Origin of the sequence: Riemerella anatipestifer, from assembly GCF_009932355.1 — a bacterium.
GTDB classification, from domain to species: domain Bacteria; phylum Bacteroidota; class Bacteroidia; order Flavobacteriales; family Weeksellaceae; genus Riemerella; species Riemerella anatipestifer_E.
Genome location: NZ_LEKU01000003.1, coordinates 61,633 through 82,914, shown reverse-complemented (window position 1 = coordinate 82,914; position 21,282 = coordinate 61,633). Strand labels below are relative to the sequence as shown.

8 protein-coding genes are annotated in these 21,282 nt (G+C 42.8%); 7 read left to right on the top strand and 1 reads right to left on the bottom strand.

All coding sequences use genetic code 11. The features are described 5' to 3' along the window. From GXW81_RS00945 to GXW81_RS00910, 7 genes are all read left to right on the top strand, one after another. Positions 1–1,953, top strand: coding sequence for a T9SS type A sorting domain-containing protein (locus GXW81_RS00945; protein ID WP_161530805.1), 1,953 nt, complete (start codon positions 1–3; stop codon positions 1,951–1,953). Continuing rightward, positions 1,953–11,087: a SpvB/TcaC N-terminal domain-containing protein gene (locus tag GXW81_RS00940; RefSeq protein WP_260393517.1), complete on the top strand. Its 9,135-nt coding sequence runs from the start codon at positions 1,953–1,955 to the stop codon at positions 11,085–11,087. Before GXW81_RS00945 ends, GXW81_RS00940 begins: the two co-directional genes overlap by 1 nt. Then, positions 11,077–11,412: a hypothetical protein gene (locus tag GXW81_RS00935; protein ID WP_161530804.1), complete on the top strand. Its 336-nt coding sequence runs from the start codon at positions 11,077–11,079 to the stop codon at positions 11,410–11,412. The genes GXW81_RS00940 and GXW81_RS00935 overlap by 11 nt, the downstream gene beginning before the upstream one ends. A gap of 84 nt (positions 11,413–11,496) precedes the next feature. Then, positions 11,497–12,525: an RHS repeat-associated core domain-containing protein gene (locus GXW81_RS00930; protein ID WP_161530814.1), complete on the top strand. Its 1,029-nt coding sequence runs from the start codon at positions 11,497–11,499 to the stop codon at positions 12,523–12,525. 272 nt (positions 12,526–12,797) lie between these two features. Next, positions 12,798–14,312, top strand: coding sequence for an RHS repeat domain-containing protein (locus tag GXW81_RS10440; RefSeq protein WP_161530803.1), 1,515 nt, complete (start codon positions 12,798–12,800; stop codon positions 14,310–14,312). Continuing rightward, positions 14,305–14,694: a hypothetical protein gene (locus tag GXW81_RS00915; RefSeq protein ID WP_161530802.1), complete on the top strand. Its 390-nt coding sequence runs from the start codon at positions 14,305–14,307 to the stop codon at positions 14,692–14,694. Before GXW81_RS10440 ends, GXW81_RS00915 begins: the two co-directional genes overlap by 8 nt. A gap of 395 nt (positions 14,695–15,089) precedes the next feature. Further along, positions 15,090–15,788, top strand: a complete 699-nt coding sequence (locus GXW81_RS00910) for an IS1 family transposase (protein ID WP_161530801.1) — start codon at positions 15,090–15,092, stop codon at positions 15,786–15,788. Positions 15,789–16,396: 608 nt separating this feature from the next. On the opposite strand, the gene GXW81_RS00900 is transcribed toward GXW81_RS00910, so the two are convergent. After that, positions 16,397–21,208 carry a DNA repair ATPase gene (locus GXW81_RS00900; RefSeq protein ID WP_161530800.1) on the bottom strand — a complete coding sequence of 1,604 codons (4,812 nt, stop codon included), beginning with the start codon at positions 21,206–21,208 and terminating at the stop codon, positions 16,397–16,399. Positions 21,209–21,282: the final 74 nt, after the last annotated feature.

Below are 21,282 nucleotides of genomic sequence, written 5' to 3'. Positions count from 1 at the left end.
ATGAAATCTATTTTACTGGCTTTGGGGTTAGGTTGCTTTAGTCTAAGTTTTGGACAGGAGGTTTACCCTGCTGGGGTGGAGCAACCTTTATTATGGCTAAAGACTAAAACGACCCAAGACGAACTCTTGTTGGAAGAGGTGAAGACAGGCAAAGTTTGGGCGAAACAATCTAAGCATCAAGCTGAGAACATCAATTGGAACTTGTCGAGTGCCTATTCGGGTTTCGTTCAATCGGGGGTTGATTTAACTAAGGAGCAAGCTGAAGCCGTTTCGTTATTCATTGTTTATCATCAGAAAAGCAACGAATCGGAGGAATTTCTTTGGCACTTGTCGGAAAAACAAAAGCCCAAAATTACTGCGACCAATCAACGCTTAGCCGATTTGGGACTGAAAAAATACAGAGCCTATCCCTCGTCCCAAGCCGAAGCGAAAGTAAAAATCCATTATTATCAACATTACAAACCTTTGGAAGAAGAGGGGCAAACGTACCATTGGGCTTTGGGCAAGGGGGTAGCAGGGCTTCCAGCGGGAGGATTTTCAGGAACCATTGCAGAGGTTATTTTTTATGACAGGGTGCTTTCTTTGGTGGAGATGCAACAGGTGGCTTCTTATTTAGCGGTAAAGTACGGCGTTTCATTAAATCAGTTGGAGTATAAGAATTATTATAACAGCCAAGGCAAGGTGATTTGGGATTATAAAGAGCACAAAAACTTTAATCAGAACATCACTGCTTTGGGGCGAGACGATAAGGGCAATTTATTACAGCCGAAAAGTCAAAATTCCAATAGCGAGAAGTTAGTCGCAATGGCATTACAACCGTTAGAATCGTCGGAAATTCCGAACGATTATTTTGTATTTTGGAGTGATAATGGTGGCGGTTTACAATTTAAAAAACAGGCAGAAGGACAACCTGATGGGATAGGTAGAAAATGGCGATTAGATTACACGGCGACCAAAGAAGCTAAGTTGCACACCCAGTTTTCACTGCAAAATTTGGAGAAGGAAACGCAGGAAGAAAGTAAAGAGCAATCCCAACCTAAATACTATTGGTTGGTGGTGGATAAAGAAGGACAAGGAAACTTTAACCCAGAACATTCGGCTTATGTTAAGTTGGGGGAGGTTAATCATTCGCAGCAGCAAGTGGTATTCAGCCAATGGGAGCAATACGAAAAGCCATCGGTGGTTTATACCATTTGGGAAGCTCCCGAGATGTTTGCTCATTTGGGGTTGGCTTTAGGCAAGTGTGGACAGCCGTATTCAGGCGGAGTGGAATTTAATATGGTGGGGGGGAAAGCACCATACCGCATTCAGTTGAAAGCTAAAGAAGCTACTGCTTGGCAGGAGCAATGGACGGAACAAGACGCTACTATCCGTAGAAAATTACATCTGTCATCGGGGACTTACCAATATTTAGTAACCGATGCCCAAAACCGACAGTACCAACAAGAATTTTACCTCTCGGACGGGGATATGCCGATGCCTAAACTTAATGAGGAATATCTGTTGGGCGAGCCTTTGGTATTGTCTCCGGAGAAGGATTTGCCTAAAGGAGATTACCGTTACGAATGGTATTTAGATGGAGCTTTAATCGCGACCAACCCGTCGTTATTGGTAAATAAAGCGGGGGATTACGAGTTGAGGTTACAAAACTCGCAGGGGTGCCGTTCGGCTTCCAAGTTCAGAGTAACCTCTAAACAAGGCGATTTGGAAACCAAGGTGGTGCTATTTCCTAATCCGAGTACCGATGGCACCTTTAAGGTATTGGCTTCATTTCCGAAGCAGACCAGCGGTCGTTTAGAAATTTACACTATGGCGGGGCAGTTGGTAAGCACCGATTATTTTTACAATCTATCCCAGTACGAATACCGTGGTACTATTCTATCTTCTGGGGTTTATCTCATACAAGTTAAAACATCGTTAGGGCAAACTACACATAAATTAATTGTTAAGTAATGAAGCAAGTTTATAAATACATCTTATATTTCGTATTACTAAGCATTTCGGGGGGAGCCATGGTTAAGGTATTTCCAAAACTTTTGCCTTGGGGAACTTCGGTGTCAAAAACTGAAATTTCTTCTCCTCCTATTACCAAAGAGAAATCGGCTGTCCTTTCTCCTGAGACAACTTCCGAAGCGAGGTTATCGCCGAGTAAATCGTTAAAGCTGGATTATCAAGGTTTTTCGGCTTATTTTTCGGAGGGGAGTGTTTCTCGTGCAGTTAAGGTTTCCGTATTGGGGTTGAGTGAAAACCATCTCCCACGCTTAAGCTCCGATTTGGTTAATGTAACGGGGAGGACGGCAGGCTATCGTTTGTTGCCGAAGAAGACTAAACTAAAGAAACCCGTTGAAATCAAGATAAGTTATGATAAAGCCAAACTTCCGTCGGGTTATACGGAGGAAGATATAGATTTATTTTACTTTGATGCTAAAAAATCGGCGTGGCAGAAATTGCCGAAGGACAGTTTGATGATAGGAGCTTCGGCGGTAAAGGCGAAGACTTTCTACCTCTCCGATTTTATAGCAGGGGTGATAAAATTGCCGGAATCGCCGGACACTTCAGGCTTTACTCCTACGAGCATTAGTGGGCTCAAAGCCGCTTCGCCGATGGTGGGCATTCAACCATTGAGTGTACCTACGCCAAGTCCAGACGGGAGTGGTAGCACTTCGTTCGGGATAGAATTGCCTAAAGGCAGGGCAGGTATGCAGCCCTCGTTGCAGTTGCAATACTCTAATGAGGGGGGTAATTCTTGGTTAGGACTGGGGTGGAACTTAGCTTTGCCTTCGCTTACGGTGGACACCAAATTTGGAGCACCGAGGTACGATGCCCAAAAAGAAACCGAAACCTATCTGTTATCGGGTGAAGAATTACTACCGAATGCCCACAGAGCCGAATGGGAGAACCGAAGTGCAGATAAAATCTTCTATCCGAGGAGAGAGGGGGCGTTCCAAAAAATACATAGGAAGGGAGCATCACCTAACGCGTACACTTGGGAAGTACGTTCCAGAGGAGGCGTTGCATTTTACTATGGAGATAGTGAGGACAGTAGACTGTCGGACGCCCAAGGCAATGTGGGCTATTGGGCATTAAGGGAGCAGAAGGATTTGCGTGGGAACACCGTAACTTACGAGTACACTAAGGCGCAGGGCGTACTTTACCCCAAAGCCATTTATTATACAGGGAAAGACGGAGCTAAGGGGGCTTATTCGGTACACTTTATAACGGATAAAGACTTGGGCGAACCTCAACGCAAAGACCTCCAGATTTCGGCAAGGTTAGGCTTTAAGCAAGAATACAACCGACTGCTCCGAAAAATAGAAGTAAAGTATGGGACAGCGATGGTTCGTTCCTATGAGTTGGTGTATAAAGAGGGGGCGTTTAGAAAGTCGTTACTTAGTGAAATTAAGGTGTACGATGCCGAGGGCAAACTGTTTTATACCAACACGTTGGACTATTACGACGATGTTCGGGACAGTTCGGGCAAGTATGTTCCTTTTGGCGAGTTTAAGAAATGGGAAGTTCCTAAAGACGGGATAGACTACACCTTCTTGGGGATTAAGGGCTTTTCGGGGCACCCTACTTTGGCGGGGACTTCCAGCTCCAATAGTAAGGGGGGGAGTTTCCGTATAGGGGTAGGACCTTCGGCGGACGCTTACAAAATCAATACGGTTGGGGTAAGTGGAGGTTACAGCTCTGGTAAAACGGAAAACAGGGTCTTTTTGCAGGATTTAGACGGCGACAATCTTCCGGATAAGGTTTATATTAAAAAAGATAAAGTTTATTACCGTAAAAACTTATCCTCTCAAGGCTTAACTAAGTTTTCGGACGAACTGAAAGAGATTAACCTCCCTCATATGGGGATTAGTGAATCCTCATCGTTTAGTTTTGGAGTTGATTTGCAAGTTTCTCGGGCAACGATTGGCTACGACCGCCAGAGTACAACCAGCAGGACTTTCTCTTATTTTATGGATTTTAATGGCGATGGCTTGGTTGATTTTGCCGATGGTGGGCGGGTGTATTACAACCGATTGGTGAACGGGGTACCTACCTTCTATGCTACCAGTAGCGGAACGCCAGCACCTATAGTGGCGAGCAATAATAAATTGGACTTACAGGGCAGCACGGGGCATACCAAGGAGGAGTTGGAGCGGTACAATCCTCTGCACGATGTCGTTAGAACTTGGCGGGCTCCACATTCGGGGAATATAGTGGTAAAGCACGCCTACCAGTTGCAGCAAGACCTTTCCGAAGCCCGTCTAAACTACAAGAAAAACGACGGTACGGAGAAAGCTGACGGTGTGAGGCTTTACTTTCAGCATAGGGACAGTCTTTATTGGAAACAAGACATTGATGCCGAGGACTACACTCTAAAGCACAGAGAGGACACGTTGGAGGTTAAGCAGGGCGAATTGCTTCACTTTAGGGTAAGTTCTAAATACGACGGTAACTTCGACCAAACCCTTTGGACACAGAATATTGAGTATAAGACCATAGGCGATAATGAGAAGGATTATAACGGTTTGAGCTTAAAGTATTACAGTTCGGAGGCGGACGCTTTGCACCCTTCGGCACAGGGGTATATTTTCAGCACCTCTGCCCAACCGAAGTTTGGAGGGAAGTTTATTAAGGGCGTTACAACGGATTTAGTCAAGGTAAAGATTTATAAGTACGGGTTTAGTATTAGTCCGGTGTTATTGTACGAGCGTACATTCCAAGCGGCAGAGACGGCGGATTTAGATTTAAGCACCATCAATTTGGGCAATTTCAACGCTGAGGAGGGCATCAGCATTACCGTAGAATCGCCAACGGAAATCAACTGGAAGCAGCTCACTTTTACGCCGGAAGTTCGCTTTATCAATGAACAAAATGAGGAAGAAACCCAACCGCTGAATGTGGACTTTCTAATCAGCGAGAAGTTAGATGTGCACTATGCTCCTAAACTCGTAATGCCTCAACAAAAGGGGAAACTAAGACTATTGTTAGATGCTAATTTTAGTTCTGCAATGGCGGGAACGCTCGAAATCACGGCGAAGCAGTCGGGCAAGGTTGCGGCGAGGAGTAGATTTAATGTGAGTTGGGGAACTTCGGCACTTCCTGTAACGGAGCCGGTGGTGTTGGATAGCATCAGCAAAGACGAGCCTTTGTTTGTGGAGATTAAGGTGTCTAACAAAGCGCTATACAGAAATTTGGTGGATAAGAATATGCCTGTAACGCTTCAAATCAAAGACTCGATTAAAATTCCGGAGGACGACCCAAGGCAACCCGATGAGAAGTATGAAATCATCACGACGACACAGCTACACAATGCTTATACGGTCTATACCCTTTACCACGAGAGAAACGAGAATGTATTGTTTGGCAAGAACTTTAGAGGCTGGGGTGGTTTTATCCTTAACGGAACATTAGCGGGGGAGATGATAGATGAATTGAGGTTAATGGACTTTACGGGGAACTACTCGGACGACGAAGACCATGTACCGGATACCGACCCCGACAAGCGAAATCCGGAACAGGAGGAGCCGGGAATGGAAGTTTCCAAGGCGTACTTTTTTAGGGGGGTAGCCAGCTATCCTAAGAAACGCTATCAGGGGTTAGAGGAAGATATTTATGTTTCTGAGCGTTACTTTTCGCCATCGCGTTTGGGGGAGAACGATTTGGAGAAACACTTAGACACTTCGTTGCCGCAGCTTTCTGGGGGGAGCGGTGGGGCGCTCATTATGGTGAGCGAAACCCGAAGCAATGCCTTTTCGGGCGGGGCGGCTATTGTGGGTGGCTCTTATTCTAACGCCCATTCGAAAGTTACCCAAACGATGAGCGACTTTAACGGCGACCGCTTTCCGGATTTTGTGCGTGGGGGGCACGTTCAGTTTACCGAGCCGAGGGGAGGCTTAGAAGCTCGAACGATAGGCTTGGGTGGAGATTTCAGCCGTTCCAAGGTGGAGACCAATGGCGGCTCGTTCAGTGGCTCGTTCCACCACGGCGAGCCTAAATCCTCTATGACCTTTAAAATCACGAGGAACGACCAGCAGAGGCTTACCATTACCCGTTCTACCGACGATGCCGACAAGGCGAAAAACAGCGTTTCGGTAAGTGGGAGCGTAGCTTCATCAAACGATTATTCCGAATATACCTATACCGACCTCAACGGCGACGGCTTGGCGGATAGGGTCACTAAAGACGGCTACATCAGTTATAACACGGGGTACGGCTTTTTGCCGCAGGAGCAATGGGTTGGCTTTGGCGGATTGCTCACGGGCGATTCGCAAGACTTTAGTGCAGGCTTGGGCTATTCCGCTTATGGAGGCTCATTTACGGGCGGGCTTAATTATACCAACTCCATTACACAGAGCCGCATCCAGTTTTTAGATATGAATGGCGACGGCTTGGCAGACCGTGTGGTGTATGGCGATAGCCATACGCTGGTGTATCAGAATTTAGGCAACACTTGGGACACAACGCCTTTGGTTATTCCTAAAGTAGCGGGCAACCCTATTGCTGTAAACCGAGCGATTAGCTACGGGGGCAGTGCCAAGTATTCGGTGTATTTCAAATGGGGGTTCATCAAATTTGGCTTTACGGCAGGGGGCTTTGCAGGTAAGAGTACCAGCCGAATGGAGGCGGCGTTTATGGATGTGGACGGCGATGGCGATTTAGACTACATCTTGTCCGATGGCGAGGACGACCTCCGTGTGGCGACCTCTAATATACGCCGTACCAATAGGCTTAAGAGCGTTAAGAATGCCACGGGCAGCACCTTTGAGGTCGATTACGAGTGGGTGGCGCCTACTTACGAAAACCCTAACAGCAAGTGGGTGCTAAGCGAGGTAACCACTTTTGACGGGCATCAGGGCGATGGCGAGGACTACACCGTGAGCCGTTTCACCTATAAAGACCCATACTACGACCGCCGCGAGCGGGAGTTTTATGGGTTTGCCGAAGTAAAGCAGGAACAGCTGGACCCTAAGGACGGCAAGGTGCTAAGAACTTCCGTGCAGCACTATTATAACAGGGACTACTTCCGCAAATCGTTGGCGAAAAACAGCTATACCTTAGACGCCCAAGGGCGAAAACTCACCGAAAGCACCGTGCAGTATCAGATTAAAAACGCCCGTACCAATACCGATTGGGAGGCGGAGCGTTTGGCACTGCCTGAAAGCGATGCCATTTCGGTCTTTATTGCCCCTACGGAAACCACCGAACGCCAATACGAGGGGGCGGGGTATTTGGAGCACAAAATCGCCCAAAGCTACGATGCTAAGGGGAACATCACCACTTACCAAGACTTTGGCACGGGCAATCCCAACTCGGCACTCAAAGCGGAAATTACTTACTACGAGAGCGAAACCCCTTACTTTGGGGGCATTGCCAAGAGCATCACGGTGCACGATGCCAACGGTTTGGTACGGAAACGCGAGGCGGACATCAACCCGCAAACGGCAGAAACCACTCAAATCCGCAACTATTTTTCGGCAGACCGTTACGCTCGTACCGACTTGTCTTACGATGCGTACGGCAACCTTGCCCAAATCACAGGGGCAGAAAACCACAAAGGCGAACGAGCCACCCTCCAATACGAATACGACGAGGAAACGCACAGCCACCTGACGAAAATTACCGACCATTTCGGCTACGAAACCCGCACGGCGTACGACTACCGCTTTAACGCTCCGTTGGAAGTGACCGACCGCAACGGGGAGCAGCTGCACTATACCATAGACGCTAAGGGGCGTACCACGCACATTCTCGCGCCTAAAGAAGCAGCGGCGGGCGTGCCTTATACGGTGGCTTACGACTATTATCCAGAAGCCAAAGTGCCTTACGCCAAAACAAGAAACTACGATGCCGAGCACGGCAAAGACATCATCACTTATACCTATACCGACGGCTTAGGGCGTACGCTGCAAGTCAAGAAAACGGCGGCACTGTTCCAAGGGAAAAACCAAGCCGATGCCGAGCGCCTCATCGTATCGGGCAAACAAGTGTACGATGCTTTGGGTCGGGTGGTAGAGAGCTATTACCCGACTACCGAAACGCCAAGCGAAGCGTTCAGCACCCAAGTTTCTACGGTAACGCCTACCACTACGGCTTACGACGAGAAAGACCGCCCAGTATTGCAGACCCTTCCCGATGGCAGCACGGTAGCCACGGCTTACGAGGTGTCGGAAACAGCAGGCACCAAGACCCTTAAAACCACCGTAACCGATGCGTTGGGCAGGGTGTCCCATAGTGCCACCGATGTTTTGGGCAGAACGCTGAAACAGGTGCAGCCTACGGGGATAGAAACCACCTACCACTACAACGCCCAAGGCGAACTCCTAAAAGTAACCGATGCCGAGGGACACCAGACCCTAAGCGAGTACGACCTTTTGGGGCGTCGCACCCAACTCACACACCCCGATGCGGGCATCACCACATTGGCGTACGATGTGGCGGGCAACCTCATACGCCGTCAGACCGCCCAAATTCGGGAGCAGATGCCGGATGCGGCGATAGAATACCACTACGACCACAACCGCTTGCAGGAAATCCGCTACCCTAAGCACCCGGAGAACAATGTCCGTTACCATTACGGTAAGCAGAGCGAGAGCCCTCGCCGTCGGGGACGCTTGTGGTTGGTGGAGGACGCCAGTGGCGGCACCGAGTATTTCTACGGTAGTATGGGCGAGGTTGAAAAAGAAATCCGCTCGCTACGCATCACGCCGACGGAGGTGCACACCTACATCACCGAATACGGGTACGACAGCTTTAACCGTATCCAAACGATGACTTACCCCGATGGCGAAGTCTTGGACTTTGGCTACAATCGGGCAGGGCAACTCACCACCCTCACGGGGAAAAAGGGCAACTACGAATACCCCTACCTTAAACAACAAGGGTACGACGAGTTCGAGCAGAAAGTGTATCGTCGTTATGGTAACGATACGGAGACTTTTTATGCTTACGATGCCGTTATGCGTAGGTTAGCAACGCTCAACACTCAAAATACTAAACGAACCTTCCAAGACAACCGCTATACTTACGATTTAGTGGGGAACATCTTGCAGGTGGAGAACCAAGTCCCAATCGTGAATTACGCTTTGGGTGGAGCAAGTAGCTATCAATACCAATACGACGAGCTTAACCGTCTAATAAGAGCGACAGGAACTTACACAGGCGAGGCAACTTCTGCGGAGTACCAGCTCCAAATGCAGTACAATAAGCTCAATGGTATTGTTCAAAAATCCTTAACCCATAAGCAAAACGGTAAGGACAAAGGTTATACATTAGATTATACCTATAACAACCCTAAACACCCACACGCTTTAAGTATCTTAAAAGATACCACCACGCCTAAACCTCGTACTTACGAATACGATGGTAACGGTAACCCTATCTCTTACGATGGCTTTAAGGATTTTAGAGTGATGGTATGGGACGAGGAGAACCGTTTGCAGGGTTTAAACGACAATGGCAAACTCCACCTTTACACTTACGACCACACAGGCGAAAGAGCCGTAAAAAGTAGTGCAGAAAGTCAGAAGACTGTTATCAATGGGGTGAGTTCTGCGGTTATCGTTCACGCCGAGAATTACACCGCTTATGTTAATCCGTACTTTGTCGTAAACAAAGGGAAATTTACAAAACACTATTTTGAAGGTACAAGCCGTATTGTGTCAAAATTGGGCGAGGGAACTTTCCACCAACCAAGTGGACTAATGGCAGGCGGTATAGACTACATTAAACAGAGTGCGAAAATACAGGAGGCAATAGATAACTATGTGCGTGGTTTAAATGTCCCACCAGGTCCACCAACCCAGCACGGTATTTATGGAACGCCTGATTTTACAGGACAAGAGTACCCAAGTATAGATTGGTCAGACATTAGCCAAGACCAAGAGCCGCCCGAAGGGTGGCCAAGACCGCCTAAATTTAATGAGCCGGGCGATGTTCCGGGACCTCCGGTACAGTATGGCGACCCCGTGAAACCCGATAATGTAAAAGGTGGGTTTGGTTATGTGGATAATGGGATAGAAGAACGCAACCTTTATTTTTATCACCCCGACCATTTGGGTAGTTCTTCGTATATCACGGATAAGGACGGTAATATCAATCAGCATACGGAGTATATGGCGTTTGGCGAAATACTGTTTGACGAGCATAAAGTGAGCAGAAGAATGCCGTATTTGTTTAATGGCAAAGAATTAGATTCTGAAACGGGATTGTATTATTATGGGGCAAGGTATTATGACCCGAGAGTGTCTATATTTTTAAATATAGACCCGTTGGCGGAGAAGTATCCGTTTACTTCGCCTTATACTTATGTTAATAATAATCCTATAAAATATATAGATCCAGATGGTAAAAGACCATTAGATTGGTTTTGGGATAGTAAGATTAAAGCTTTTGTTTATGATTCGTCTTTAACTTCTGAGGCACAATTTAATCATTTGAAAAGTTTAGGCTTAGTAAATGGAGAATATTTAGGTAAGAGTGGAAACTGGAATGTTACTTTAGGTAGTGAAATTATTGGTAGGGTTAGTCTACAATCTGATGGCTCTTGGACTAATATGAGTAATGCTGATCAAAACAAGTGGGAATATCATAAATCAGGCTCAGGTCGTAGGCAAAGTCAATATTTTACAAACATGGATTCAAGTAGGAATTGGGGAGTTAAAGTATTAGACGAACCATACACTGTAGGTATAAGTGGAGAAGCTACTGTAGGGGTAGGGATAGGGTTTGAAATAGGCTATTTTAGTGGTAATTACGACAGTGGTGTTTATTTAAACCTTTATAAATCAGCAGGATTAAGTGTAGGTTTTGGTGGAGCATATAGTGAATATACGACACAGAATGGTCATGATCCTTTAACTACAGCAAATTTTAGTGGAAACTATTGGAATATTCAAGGAGGAATTGGTCCAATTTCTGGAAATTATGGAGAGACTGCAAGGAATGATAAAAATCAAAATGTTAGAATAGGTGGATCAAGTGTATCATCCAGTATTTTGAATTTTATCAAAAGACCTAAATTATCTATAGGAGGTAGCATACAAGTTGGAACAACATATATTAACCCAAGTAAAACAATCAGAGAAAATGAGAAGTAGGAATTTAGGATTAAATTTATTAGGAACTGTAGTATTTTGCTTAATTATCATTGGATATTTTTACTATAAAAAATATCAAGAAATCAATTCCGAAAGAGTGGTGCAAAAGAATTTAGATACTAATTTTTTTGGGACGATTGATAGTATGTATATTGATAGTCAAAATCATGGTTGGTTAATAATTGTTTTATCAACAAAGGAAGTATTGCGTTTTAATGGTTCGGATAGGTTTATGTATGAAAAAAATGACAGTATAGTAAAGCGTAAGGGTGAGGATAGTATTTATATTTACAGGGATGGAATGGTAAAGTCTTACAAATACTGAAGGATGGGTCGTGTATCAGAGTTAGTGATGATGATTTAGAATATTGAGGGGTATTGTTATCCAGCGGAGAGGTTCTTTTGAAATATTGGTTTAGACAAAGAGGGTATTAGTCAGCACACAGAGTACATCGCCTTTGGCGAGGTGCTGTTTGATGAACACAGTGTAAGTAGGAGAATGCCATATTTGTTTAATGGTAAGGAGCTGGATAGCGAGACGGGGTTATATTATTATGGAGCAAGATACTATGATGCGAGGGTTTCTTTATGGCTTGGCACAGACCCATTAAGTGGGTACAATCCAATAATGGAAACAGAGCATTATATAGATGGTCAGCATAACGGGGGAGTATTTAATCCAATGAACTTTGCTACCTATTCTTATACTTATCAAAATCCAATACTTTATATAGACCCTAACGGAAAGCAAACATTTTTTCTGCATACTAGAAATTTTGCTCCTTTTGATAGATTTGGAGGAGGTTTTGAGGGAGATGGGGATAATAGAAAATTTTCAACAGCAAAAAATATGTCTTATAGAATAGCTGGTACTGCTACGATTAATTTAGATAAATTTACTATGAGTAATGTTCGTGGAGGTAAAGCTCATTCTGATTGGTTAGGAACTAGCTTTAGTAGTGCAATTTCTCCGACAAATGTTGATTATAGTTATGCGGATAATGGTAGAAAAACCCAAAATTATTATATGCATATTTATGGTAAAAATAAAGCATTATTATGGGGGATTGTTTCACCAGATATAGATACAAATGTTAATCTAGAAGTTTCTAATATTAAGAAAGGGCAAAGTTTTGATATTTCAGGAAATGTATATGGTGATAAATTTCCATCAAATGAAACATATATTACTGATAAAAAAGGTAACTCTTTGTTTTTAGGAGTTTCTGGAGCGGATGGTTCACCTTTTACATCTTTAGCTGGAGATAATGATAGACCTATGTCTAGTTTTAAATTTAAAGTTTTACTAAATAAAGATGATACATTTAGGGGTGTAAGATATAGGGGAAAAGATTATACAGGTAGTCAATGGAACTCACAATTTGAGAAATTAAATCCAAGAGATGGCAATGTTCAATCGGGAAAATCAGCAGAATAAATTTTATTATGAAAAATTCAATGTTTAAGATATTTATTATAAGTCTTGTGATATTATCCTTTTTTGCTTATTTAATAGGTCTTACAGATAGTGCTTTTCAGAAAAATTATTATTCAGATAATATATTTATTTGTTTTATTAATTCCATAAAATATTTTATTTTTTGGGTATTACCTTATTGGTGGTTAATTATATTGATTGGAGCAATCTTATCAATGGGGATATTTTATGTATTTAAGAGGGTTATATATCTGATGCAAAAATAAGTTAAAATGCACTGTCAAACTGTCATAAAAAGCAAAAATAAGTTTCGGAGTTTCGTCGGACCTACGACGGAGACACGACGGAGCGATGACGGAGCGGTACGCAGTAAAAAAAGACTGCCAAAATGGCAAAAAGGCAAGTTTACCAAGCATTATTTTGAAGGCACGAGCCGTATTATGTCAAAATTGGGTGAGGGAACATTTCATCAACCGTCTGGTATAAATGCAGGAGGAATAGATTATATCAAGCAATCAGCTAAGGTGCAAGAGGCGATTGATAGTTACATTAGAGGGCTGAATGTACCACCGGGACCGCCGACACAACACGGTATATACGGCACACCTGATTTTACAGGACAGGAGTACCCAAGTATAGATTGGTCGGATATTAGCCAAGACCAAGAGCCACCCGAAGGCTGGCCACGCCCACCGAAATTTAACGAGCCTGGCGATGTACCGGGTCCGCCAGTGCAATATGGCGACCCAGTGAAACCCGAAACGGTAGAGGGCGGATTTGGATTTAAGGATAATGGCGTGGAGGAAAAGAATTTATACTACTATCACCCTGACCACTTAGGTAGCAGTAGCTACATTACAGATGCTAATGGCGATATAAACCAACATACCGAATATATGGCGTTTGGGGAGGTATTATTTGATGAACACAAGGTAAGTAGGAGAATGCCGTATCTTTTCAATGGTAAGGAACTGGATAGCGAGACGGGATTATATTATTACGGTGCGAGGTATTATGATCCAAGGGTAAGTTTGTGGTTGAATGTAGACCCGTTGGTAGAAAAAACTCTGGAACCATATTCTTACACAAATAATAATCCTATAATGTTGATAGATCCTGATGGTCTTTTTCCTAGACCTCCTAATTTATCAAATATCACTAATGTTACCAATGTTTTATCTGGTAAGAAATGGATTAGTTATGGAAGTGATATAACAATAACATCTGTAAGTAGTCTTTTTGGTTACGAATTAAGTCGGAGAACAGAAACAAGGAGCTCTAGTTTAGGAAATTATGAGTGTGCTGACTATAGTAGGCTTCAGGTTAAACAAGGTGGTAATAATTATACGGCTGTTGGTTCAAAAAAAAGAGTTGATATGTATGTGAAAGCAGGAGGAGACGAGTCAAAACTTGATTTACAAAAAGGAATAAATATTATTGTAAATAATTTGAAAGAAGGTAAGGCTGTTATGGCAGGGGTAATGTATGATGCTCAAAAGGAAACAGGTAATTCAAATTCAGCAACAAACCACTATGTTACAATAGTAGGAATGGGTAAAGATAATGATGGATATTATTTTTCTTATTACGATAATTTTACAGGTGGAGTAGGGAAAGATGTTGGAACAGATGTTACATTAAATAAATTTAGATTATATAAATCCTCTAAGGGAACTTATTATTTTTCTGATGGTAAGGATGGTAGTATACCCTATAATGGAAATAAGCCTGCGAAGGAAGGTAGACCAACAAGATATGTATTAACAGAAGTTAGAGATAATGAATAGAATATTAGTATTATTTATATTTTTATGTTGTTTTTTAGCAGCATGTAGTGATAAAAAAAATAAAATTATAGGTATTTATAAAATTGATAAATATGATATTTTATATGATAATAATGTAAAAGATTACCAGTATTTAGAGTTAAAATCAGATGAGATTTTTAATCTTTTTTATACGGAAACAGAATCATCAGAAAATATACAAGGTAGGTGGAAAATTTTAGGTGAAACTAAAGATAATGGGGTATTGGTTCAGTTTCAATATGATGAAAGGGTAATAGTAGGAATATTAAGAGGAAATATATTTTATTTTACAGGGGCTAATGATTTTCACAATGGTAAATACAGAAATATATTGTATGTTAAAACTTCAAAAAAAAGATGAAAATAAAATGAAAATGTAGGTCGTGTATCAGAGTTAGTGATGCTAAAATAAACTAAAAAATGTACTGTCAAACTGTCATAAAAAACAAGAATAAGTTTCGGGGGTTCGTCGGATCTACGACGGAGACACGACGGAGCGATGACGGAGCGGTACGCAGTAAAAAAAGACTGCCAAAATGGCAAAAAGGCAAGTTTACCAAGCATTATTTTGAAGGCACGAGCCGTATTATGTCAAAATTGGGTGAGGGAACATTTGGCCGTGTATCAAAGTTAGTGATGATGATGATTTAGGTTATTAAGTGTTTGGTTGTTAGAGGTGATGTTATTGTAGATAAGTCTTAAAAGATGAATGATAGATATATTAGAGTAACAAAAAAGTGATAAAAAAGGAGATAAATGATAGAAATTAAGACCTCGTGTATTAAAGTTAGTGATACCAAGATGTGTCCCCATTGTTTATCAAAAAAAATTATTAAAAATGGACGCACCAAGACCTTAAAACAACAGTATTACTGTAAGGAGTGTTATCGTCGTTTTATAGATTATTACACCTATCATGCTTATCATTCAGAGATTAACCGCAAAATAGTGGTCTATACAAAAGAGGGTTTGGGGATTCGTTCTATAGCGAGGGTATTAGGTATATCTGCTACCACTGTACTGAAAAGACTTTTGGCTATAGCTAAAGCATTGTCTTCTCCTTTGATAGCCTACGGAAAGGAATATGAGGTAGATGAGATTTGTAGTTATGTGAGGCATAAAGGAAATAAAATTTGGATTACTTATGCTATGGAGCGTGATAGTAGAAATGTGGTGAGTTTTAGCATTGGTAGGCGAACTAAAACCACTTTGTCAAAAGTAATTACCACATTGCTTTATAGCCGTCCAAAGTGTATCTATACAGATGGTTTACATCATTACCGCTACTTGATTCCTCAAAATGTACATAAGGTCTCCCGCTATGGCACTAATAAAATAGAACGATTGAATCTAACCTTGAGAACTAAACTAAGGCGTCTAAATAGGAGAACGATTTGTTTTAGTAAGAGTCTTTGTATGTTTATGGCGATAATGAAAATATATTTTTGGTATTAGCTTACTATAATGGATAGTAATTTAGTGCAAATATTAGTTAGTGTAATTATAGCGATATTATTACTCCTTTATATAAAGGATAAAAAAAGATATATGAAAGGAAAAGAGTATGATCCTACAGATGAAGCAGAAATTGTTAAATCATATATGGGAATAGCTTTATGTGTTTTGTCTGTGATTATTTCAGTATTTAGGCTGTTGGCATAACCAATGATTAGTACTACTAAATTTTTACGATATTAAGTATTTTCACTGCGTCGGTCTCGCGTAAAATTTCCTGCCCGATGGAAATTTTACGCGAGGCCGACGGAAAAATCACGCGAGGCTGATGGAAAAAATTTTGCTCCTCGATGGAGTGAAATGGGCTTCGGGGAGGGGGTTTTTTGTTTTGGGGGGTGTGAGTGGTGGTTGCAAGGTGGTGGTGGAGCGTGGGGCTTGGCGTTGTGGCTAGGGGTGGGGGTGCGTAAGGGATAGGAGCGGCTACCCCACAGCCACAGAGGGTAGGCACCGTGCGGAAGCTGTGGCGAGGAGTAATAGCGGATAGCCCGACCCGAGCAGCGGGCTTAAGCGCTGGCGAGGGATACGCCCCTGTAAATAAGATGGTGGAGCTAGCTTCTCTTTAGGGCTTCTTGTATCCCCTTTAGTCCGTCCGAAAACTCGGCAAGTAATGCGGCTATTTGTGCCATTCTATCGTTCTCGCCTAGTCCTTTGAGACGCTTGTTCTTCTGGAAGGTTTCTTGTATGTGGTGCCATCTGGTGGCTTCGGTTTCGGTAAGGAGTGCCATCATTTCTTTTAGTTTGAGTAGGTTGGCTTCTGCACCTGTGGTGAGGGTTTGGGATTCGTTTTGGTAGTGTTCTAGGATAAGTGCTTGTACTTCTGCCTCGGAGAGTATGGGCTGTACTTTGGTAACTAGCTTGCTCATATCTCGGTAGGAGCCTTGTAGCTTAAATGCGGGCTCGGTTCTGTAATCGTCTTCCATAGCGGCGGATTGTATGTACTGGGAATTGACTTGCAGTACGACCTGCCTTATTTGTATGATTTTCTCCAAAACGGCTCTAAAGTCGGCTATCTCTTGTGCCGTAAAGTTGCCTTCTATGGTAGGGTCTGGCGTTTGGTTTTGTATGGCGTCGTAGAGCTGATATAGGTTTTGGTAGGCGGGTTGGGTAAGCCTAGTGAGGTAAGGGTTGGAGGTAATGGCGTTTTCGATAAGGCTAAGCTCAAATAGGTCTGTTTGTGTGCCTGATATGTCGCCTAGGTTATAGATGTCGGCACGGTTGGCCAGCATATCTGGGATTTGGAACTTGTCGCCGCTTTCCGTATATGGGTTGCCCGCCATTACTAGGCAGAACCTTTTGGAGCGCATATCGTAGGTTTTAGAAACGCCGTTGTAGATGCCTTCTATTTTTCGTTGCCCATCTGCTAAGGAAATGAATTTTTGTAAAAACTCGGGGTTGCAGTGTTGTATGTCGTCTAGGTACAGCATTACATTATCTGCCATTTCTAGGGCGAGGTTGAGCTTTTCTAGCTCCTGTCTAGCTCCTGCATTTTTGGCTTCGCTAGGGTCGGTAGAGGTAATTTCGTGCCCGATGGCAGGTCCGTTGATTTTCATAAACACCAAGCCCATTCGGTCCGCCACATACTCCATCAGCGTAGTTTTACCGTAGCCAGGAGGCGATACCAAGAGCAGCATTCCCATTCGGTCGGTTCTCTTTTGTTCTCCCAAAGCTCCTATTTGCTTTGCGAGGTTGGCTCCAATGAGGTTGAAGTACACCTCGTTAATGAGTTTGTTTCTCACGAAAGAGCTAAGCACCGAGGTCTTGAACGAGCTGAGCTTTAGTTCCTTTTTCTTCTTCTCTATCCATTCTTTCTTTAGCTTTTGTAGCTCGGTGAACTTAGGAATGATGTTCTGGTGGTAGTAGCTTAGCCTTTGGCTGAAGTCGTGGAAGTCTAAAATATATTCTGTATTGGTATCCAAAGACTTTAGCCCTGCAATGGTTTCGGTGTGGCTTACTGTGGAGATTTGGTTCTCGTGGAAGTTTTGGGTAATGATAAATGCAGAAGCCTCCTCTATAACCATTTGGCTTGCTTCTGTATGCTCGGCAAGGAGGAAGGTTTTTAGGGCATTTTCTACAATATCATAACACGCCGAAGGGTAGTGGTGCAAATCTTCTATTTGCTGACTGAACACGAGGTCTTTGCCTTTTTCTTTTAATCCGTTAACGAATTTCTGATAGAGTTCTGCTGCTTCTTTTGAGATTACAAAGCGGTTTCGGTCCTCTTTCTTGAGGTACACGGCAGCGTTATAGGCAGAGGTGTGGCAGAAGCCTTGGAAGTCTTTATTAAAATCGTCTATCTTTTGGGATAGGGTAGCGTTGAGGTAGGTAAACTGCTTAGAGTTGGCAAAGGTGTCCGATAGTAGGTGTACTGCCGAAAACTGTTTCTCGTAAAATACTTTTTCTTCTGGGGCAAGGAAGAACCAAAATAGCTGTGCCAAAGCCCTCTCGGACGGGTTGTATCTAAGGAGTCCTAAGTGGTTGTTGAGCTGTTGTAGTTTGGTGAGAATCAGTAGGGCATCTTCATCGTGTACGCCTTTTACTAAGCCCTCTCCAAAGTGATTTTTGAGGAATTGCTCTATGAGCAGTCGGTTGGTTTCTTCAGACGAAATAGCGGGGTTTTTAAGGAAGATTTCCCAAGCGAGGTACTCCATCTTTTTTACCTCTGTATTTTCCGAAACAAATTCTTGATGCCATACTTCCTGATAATCTTGTATCGCCTCAAAAGCCAATGGTTCGTAGAAGCTCGTCCCAGTAATATGGTAGTAGTAGGCTCCTTGTCTTAGCACTAAGCTAAGGTCTAGCTTCTGCTGATTAACCGCAAACTGGTACTTGCCGAAGTTAATGGTATTCTCGCCATCGGTATAGATTTCCTTTTTGTCTTTAAGTTTGCGTATAGCGTCTTGTTGAGCTGTTTTTAGGTGGGTTTGTAGTTCTTCGGCTTTGTTGCTATCCTGTAAATCGTTAAGCTGGGCAACGAGCTCTCTTAGCTTGTCCACCATCAAATCGGAAGCGAAATAGCCGTTGATTTCCACTTCTGTATCAAAAGATTCGGCTTTGCTGATGATGCTCTTCAAGATTCGCTCTCCAGACTGAAATAGGTTTTGTGTTCTTCTGTTTTGAGCCTCGGTAAGCTGCACCATTTTGTTCTGAAAATGGGTGTAAACTTCCTCTCTCTTATCGGCGATTATCTGTATAAACTCCTCGAAGTCTATGAATTTGGTCTCTAGTTCTTCTAGTTGTATGGAGAGTTTGGTAAGGTATTCGTCTGCCTTATCTGGGGTGTTTGCCAACTCTAGGAAGTTGATGGAGGCTTGGTCAAACAATGTAATTTGAGCTTTGAAATCTGCAGAAAGTTCTGTTCCAGAAATTTCTCTTTTCTTGTTGTTAAGTTCTATTCTCTGCTGGTTGATTTGCGAGAAAATCACCGAAATTTTTTCTACGATTTGGGTAGAATGGGAGGCATCGTCTATCTTTAAATTGTTAACGATGTTTACCAATAGTTCTAGCTGTAGTGCGAGTTCGTCTAGGCTTTGCTCTATATTCTTAGCCTCCACCGATTTGGATAACTGCTGCGTTTCGCTAATAAGTGCATTTATCTTGTCCTCGTAAACCACCAAAGCATCGTCTTGTAACAAAAACTGAACGCATTGTGCTGCGAGTTCGTCAGCCCTTTCATTAAGCTGTTGCTCCCACGCTTCTATTTTGGGCAGGTCGGAATATTGTAGTTCTTTGGCACTTATCATTTCGCCCCTTAAGGTTCTTATTTCCGACAGGGTTTCTATAAACTGGTGCAAAGCGGTATAGTTTACCAGCGAGGTCTGCGAAAGCAGTTGCTTAAACTTTTCTTCTAAAGTATCTAATGCGGCTTGTGTGTTTTTTCGGATTTCTACCACCTTTTCATACTCGTTAATGGCGGCGTGAGCTATCTTTCGGATTTCTGATATAGGCTCCGATAGATGCTTTACACTTTCTTTATCCAAAAAATAGTAGTTGTCTAGAATGGAAGTGGCTCTTTTTACAATATCGGTATATAGTCCCGCGTAAGAGTCTTTTTTGTTGAGTAGCACTATAAGCTCTTGGCAGTCTGCCATAGCCTTTACGAGGTCTTTGTTGCCAATCTTAAAAAGCTCGTTTTCTCTAAGAGTTTCACTAATGACAAGTTCTTTGGTAAAAGGCGTTTGCCATAGCTGTACTAGATGGTTTTTGCTTTCTTCTGTATTTTTAAGGTAGGCTAGGATACCGTTGTCAAAAAGGCTGAAACCATTACAATAGATAGGCGTATCTATGGTCTGATTGATGATGTTATAAGGGATAAGAGCGTAATCATTAGAAGTTTCGTCATAAAAAGCGAAGAGGAAGTTTTCTCCGTTGCTGGCAGTTATCTTTCTGTCAAAGAAAATATTTTTCTCTTCGGTTTCTATCACCTTTATTTCACCCGTTTGGAGGGCAAATCCGTTGGAGTAAATAACGCCTTGGTTCTCGGGAAGAAGTATAGCCGAATGTTTGAGGCTATCTACACGCTTTACCTTTTTCTCTTTATGGTTGTATACAAAGTAGCGTTCGTCTTCTTGGTAAGGTTTTATTTTGAATAATACGAGGTTGTCATAATCAAAAAAGTGTACTTCGGCATCGTCTAGCGTTTGGTCTTTATGAGCTACGGGTTCGCTGTAAATTCCTTTGCCTGTTTGGGTATTATCTTCCACTTTAATGGTAATATCTCCGCCGATGGCTTCCACAAAAACCTTGTCTGCCAGAGAAATGTGCGGGTGCCTACCTGTACGGTGCATATCTCTAGTAGCTTTAACCCACTGGAACTCGTGCTGTGGAGGATACTTTACCTCCGAAGCACTTCTAGAATCTATAAAGTGCAGTTCGTTGTCTTTTATTAACCATTTAAAAGCCTTAATATCCGAAGCATTTGCAGAGAGTTGAAATACGAAGTAAAGATAATTTTGGGTATAATAGAACCTAACGAATTGGGTATTTCTATAATATTTGTAAAGATTTTTGAACTCTTGTACAAAATTGGCATCATCTAGAAAAGTGATGGGTTGTGGCTCAAAACGATTTTCTTGAAAGGCATAAAGGGCAAATACATCAGTAACTTCCACTTCTGTTTTCAGACCTAAGTGGGTATTATAACCTACGATGCACAGATGGTTAACGGCAAATAGGTCTTTTATCTTACACGACTGCTCTGTAGAAATTCGTTCGTTGGCAATCAGTGAGAAGTCTATTCCTCCAAATACTTTCTTTCGGTCTTCATTAAGGGCAGCGAGTTTATGAGAAAGATGGTTTTTCTGTTCGTTAAGTCGGTTCTGAATAATCTCGTAAGTACCTGATTGTAGATTGTCCTTTGACATTTTATGAGCTACGATTTATGGTTGATAATAATGTTAGAATCTGAAATAAAGGGATAAAAGTCCGCCCACATTTT

Bases quoted from the DNA above. Each gene is read 5' to 3' on its own strand.
- GXW81_RS00945 (WP_161530805.1), top strand. From the start codon at position 1: ATGAAATCTATTTTACTGGCTTTGGGGTTAGGTTGCTTTAGTCTAAGT.
- GXW81_RS00940 (WP_260393517.1), top strand. From the start codon at position 1,953: ATGAAGCAAGTTTATAAATACATCTTATATTTCGTATTACTAAGCATT.
- GXW81_RS00935 (WP_161530804.1), top strand. From the start codon at position 11,077: ATGAGAAGTAGGAATTTAGGATTAAATTTATTAGGAACTGTAGTATTT.
- GXW81_RS10440 (WP_161530803.1), top strand. From the start codon at position 12,798: ATGCACTGTCAAACTGTCATAAAAAGCAAAAATAAGTTTCGGAGTTTC.
- GXW81_RS00915 (WP_161530802.1), top strand. From the start codon at position 14,305: ATGAATAGAATATTAGTATTATTTATATTTTTATGTTGTTTTTTAGCA.
- GXW81_RS00910 (WP_161530801.1), top strand. From the start codon at position 15,090: ATGATAGAAATTAAGACCTCGTGTATTAAAGTTAGTGATACCAAGATG.
- GXW81_RS00900 (WP_161530800.1), bottom strand. From the start codon at position 21,208: ATGTCAAAGGACAATCTACAATCAGGTACTTACGAGATTATTCAGAAC.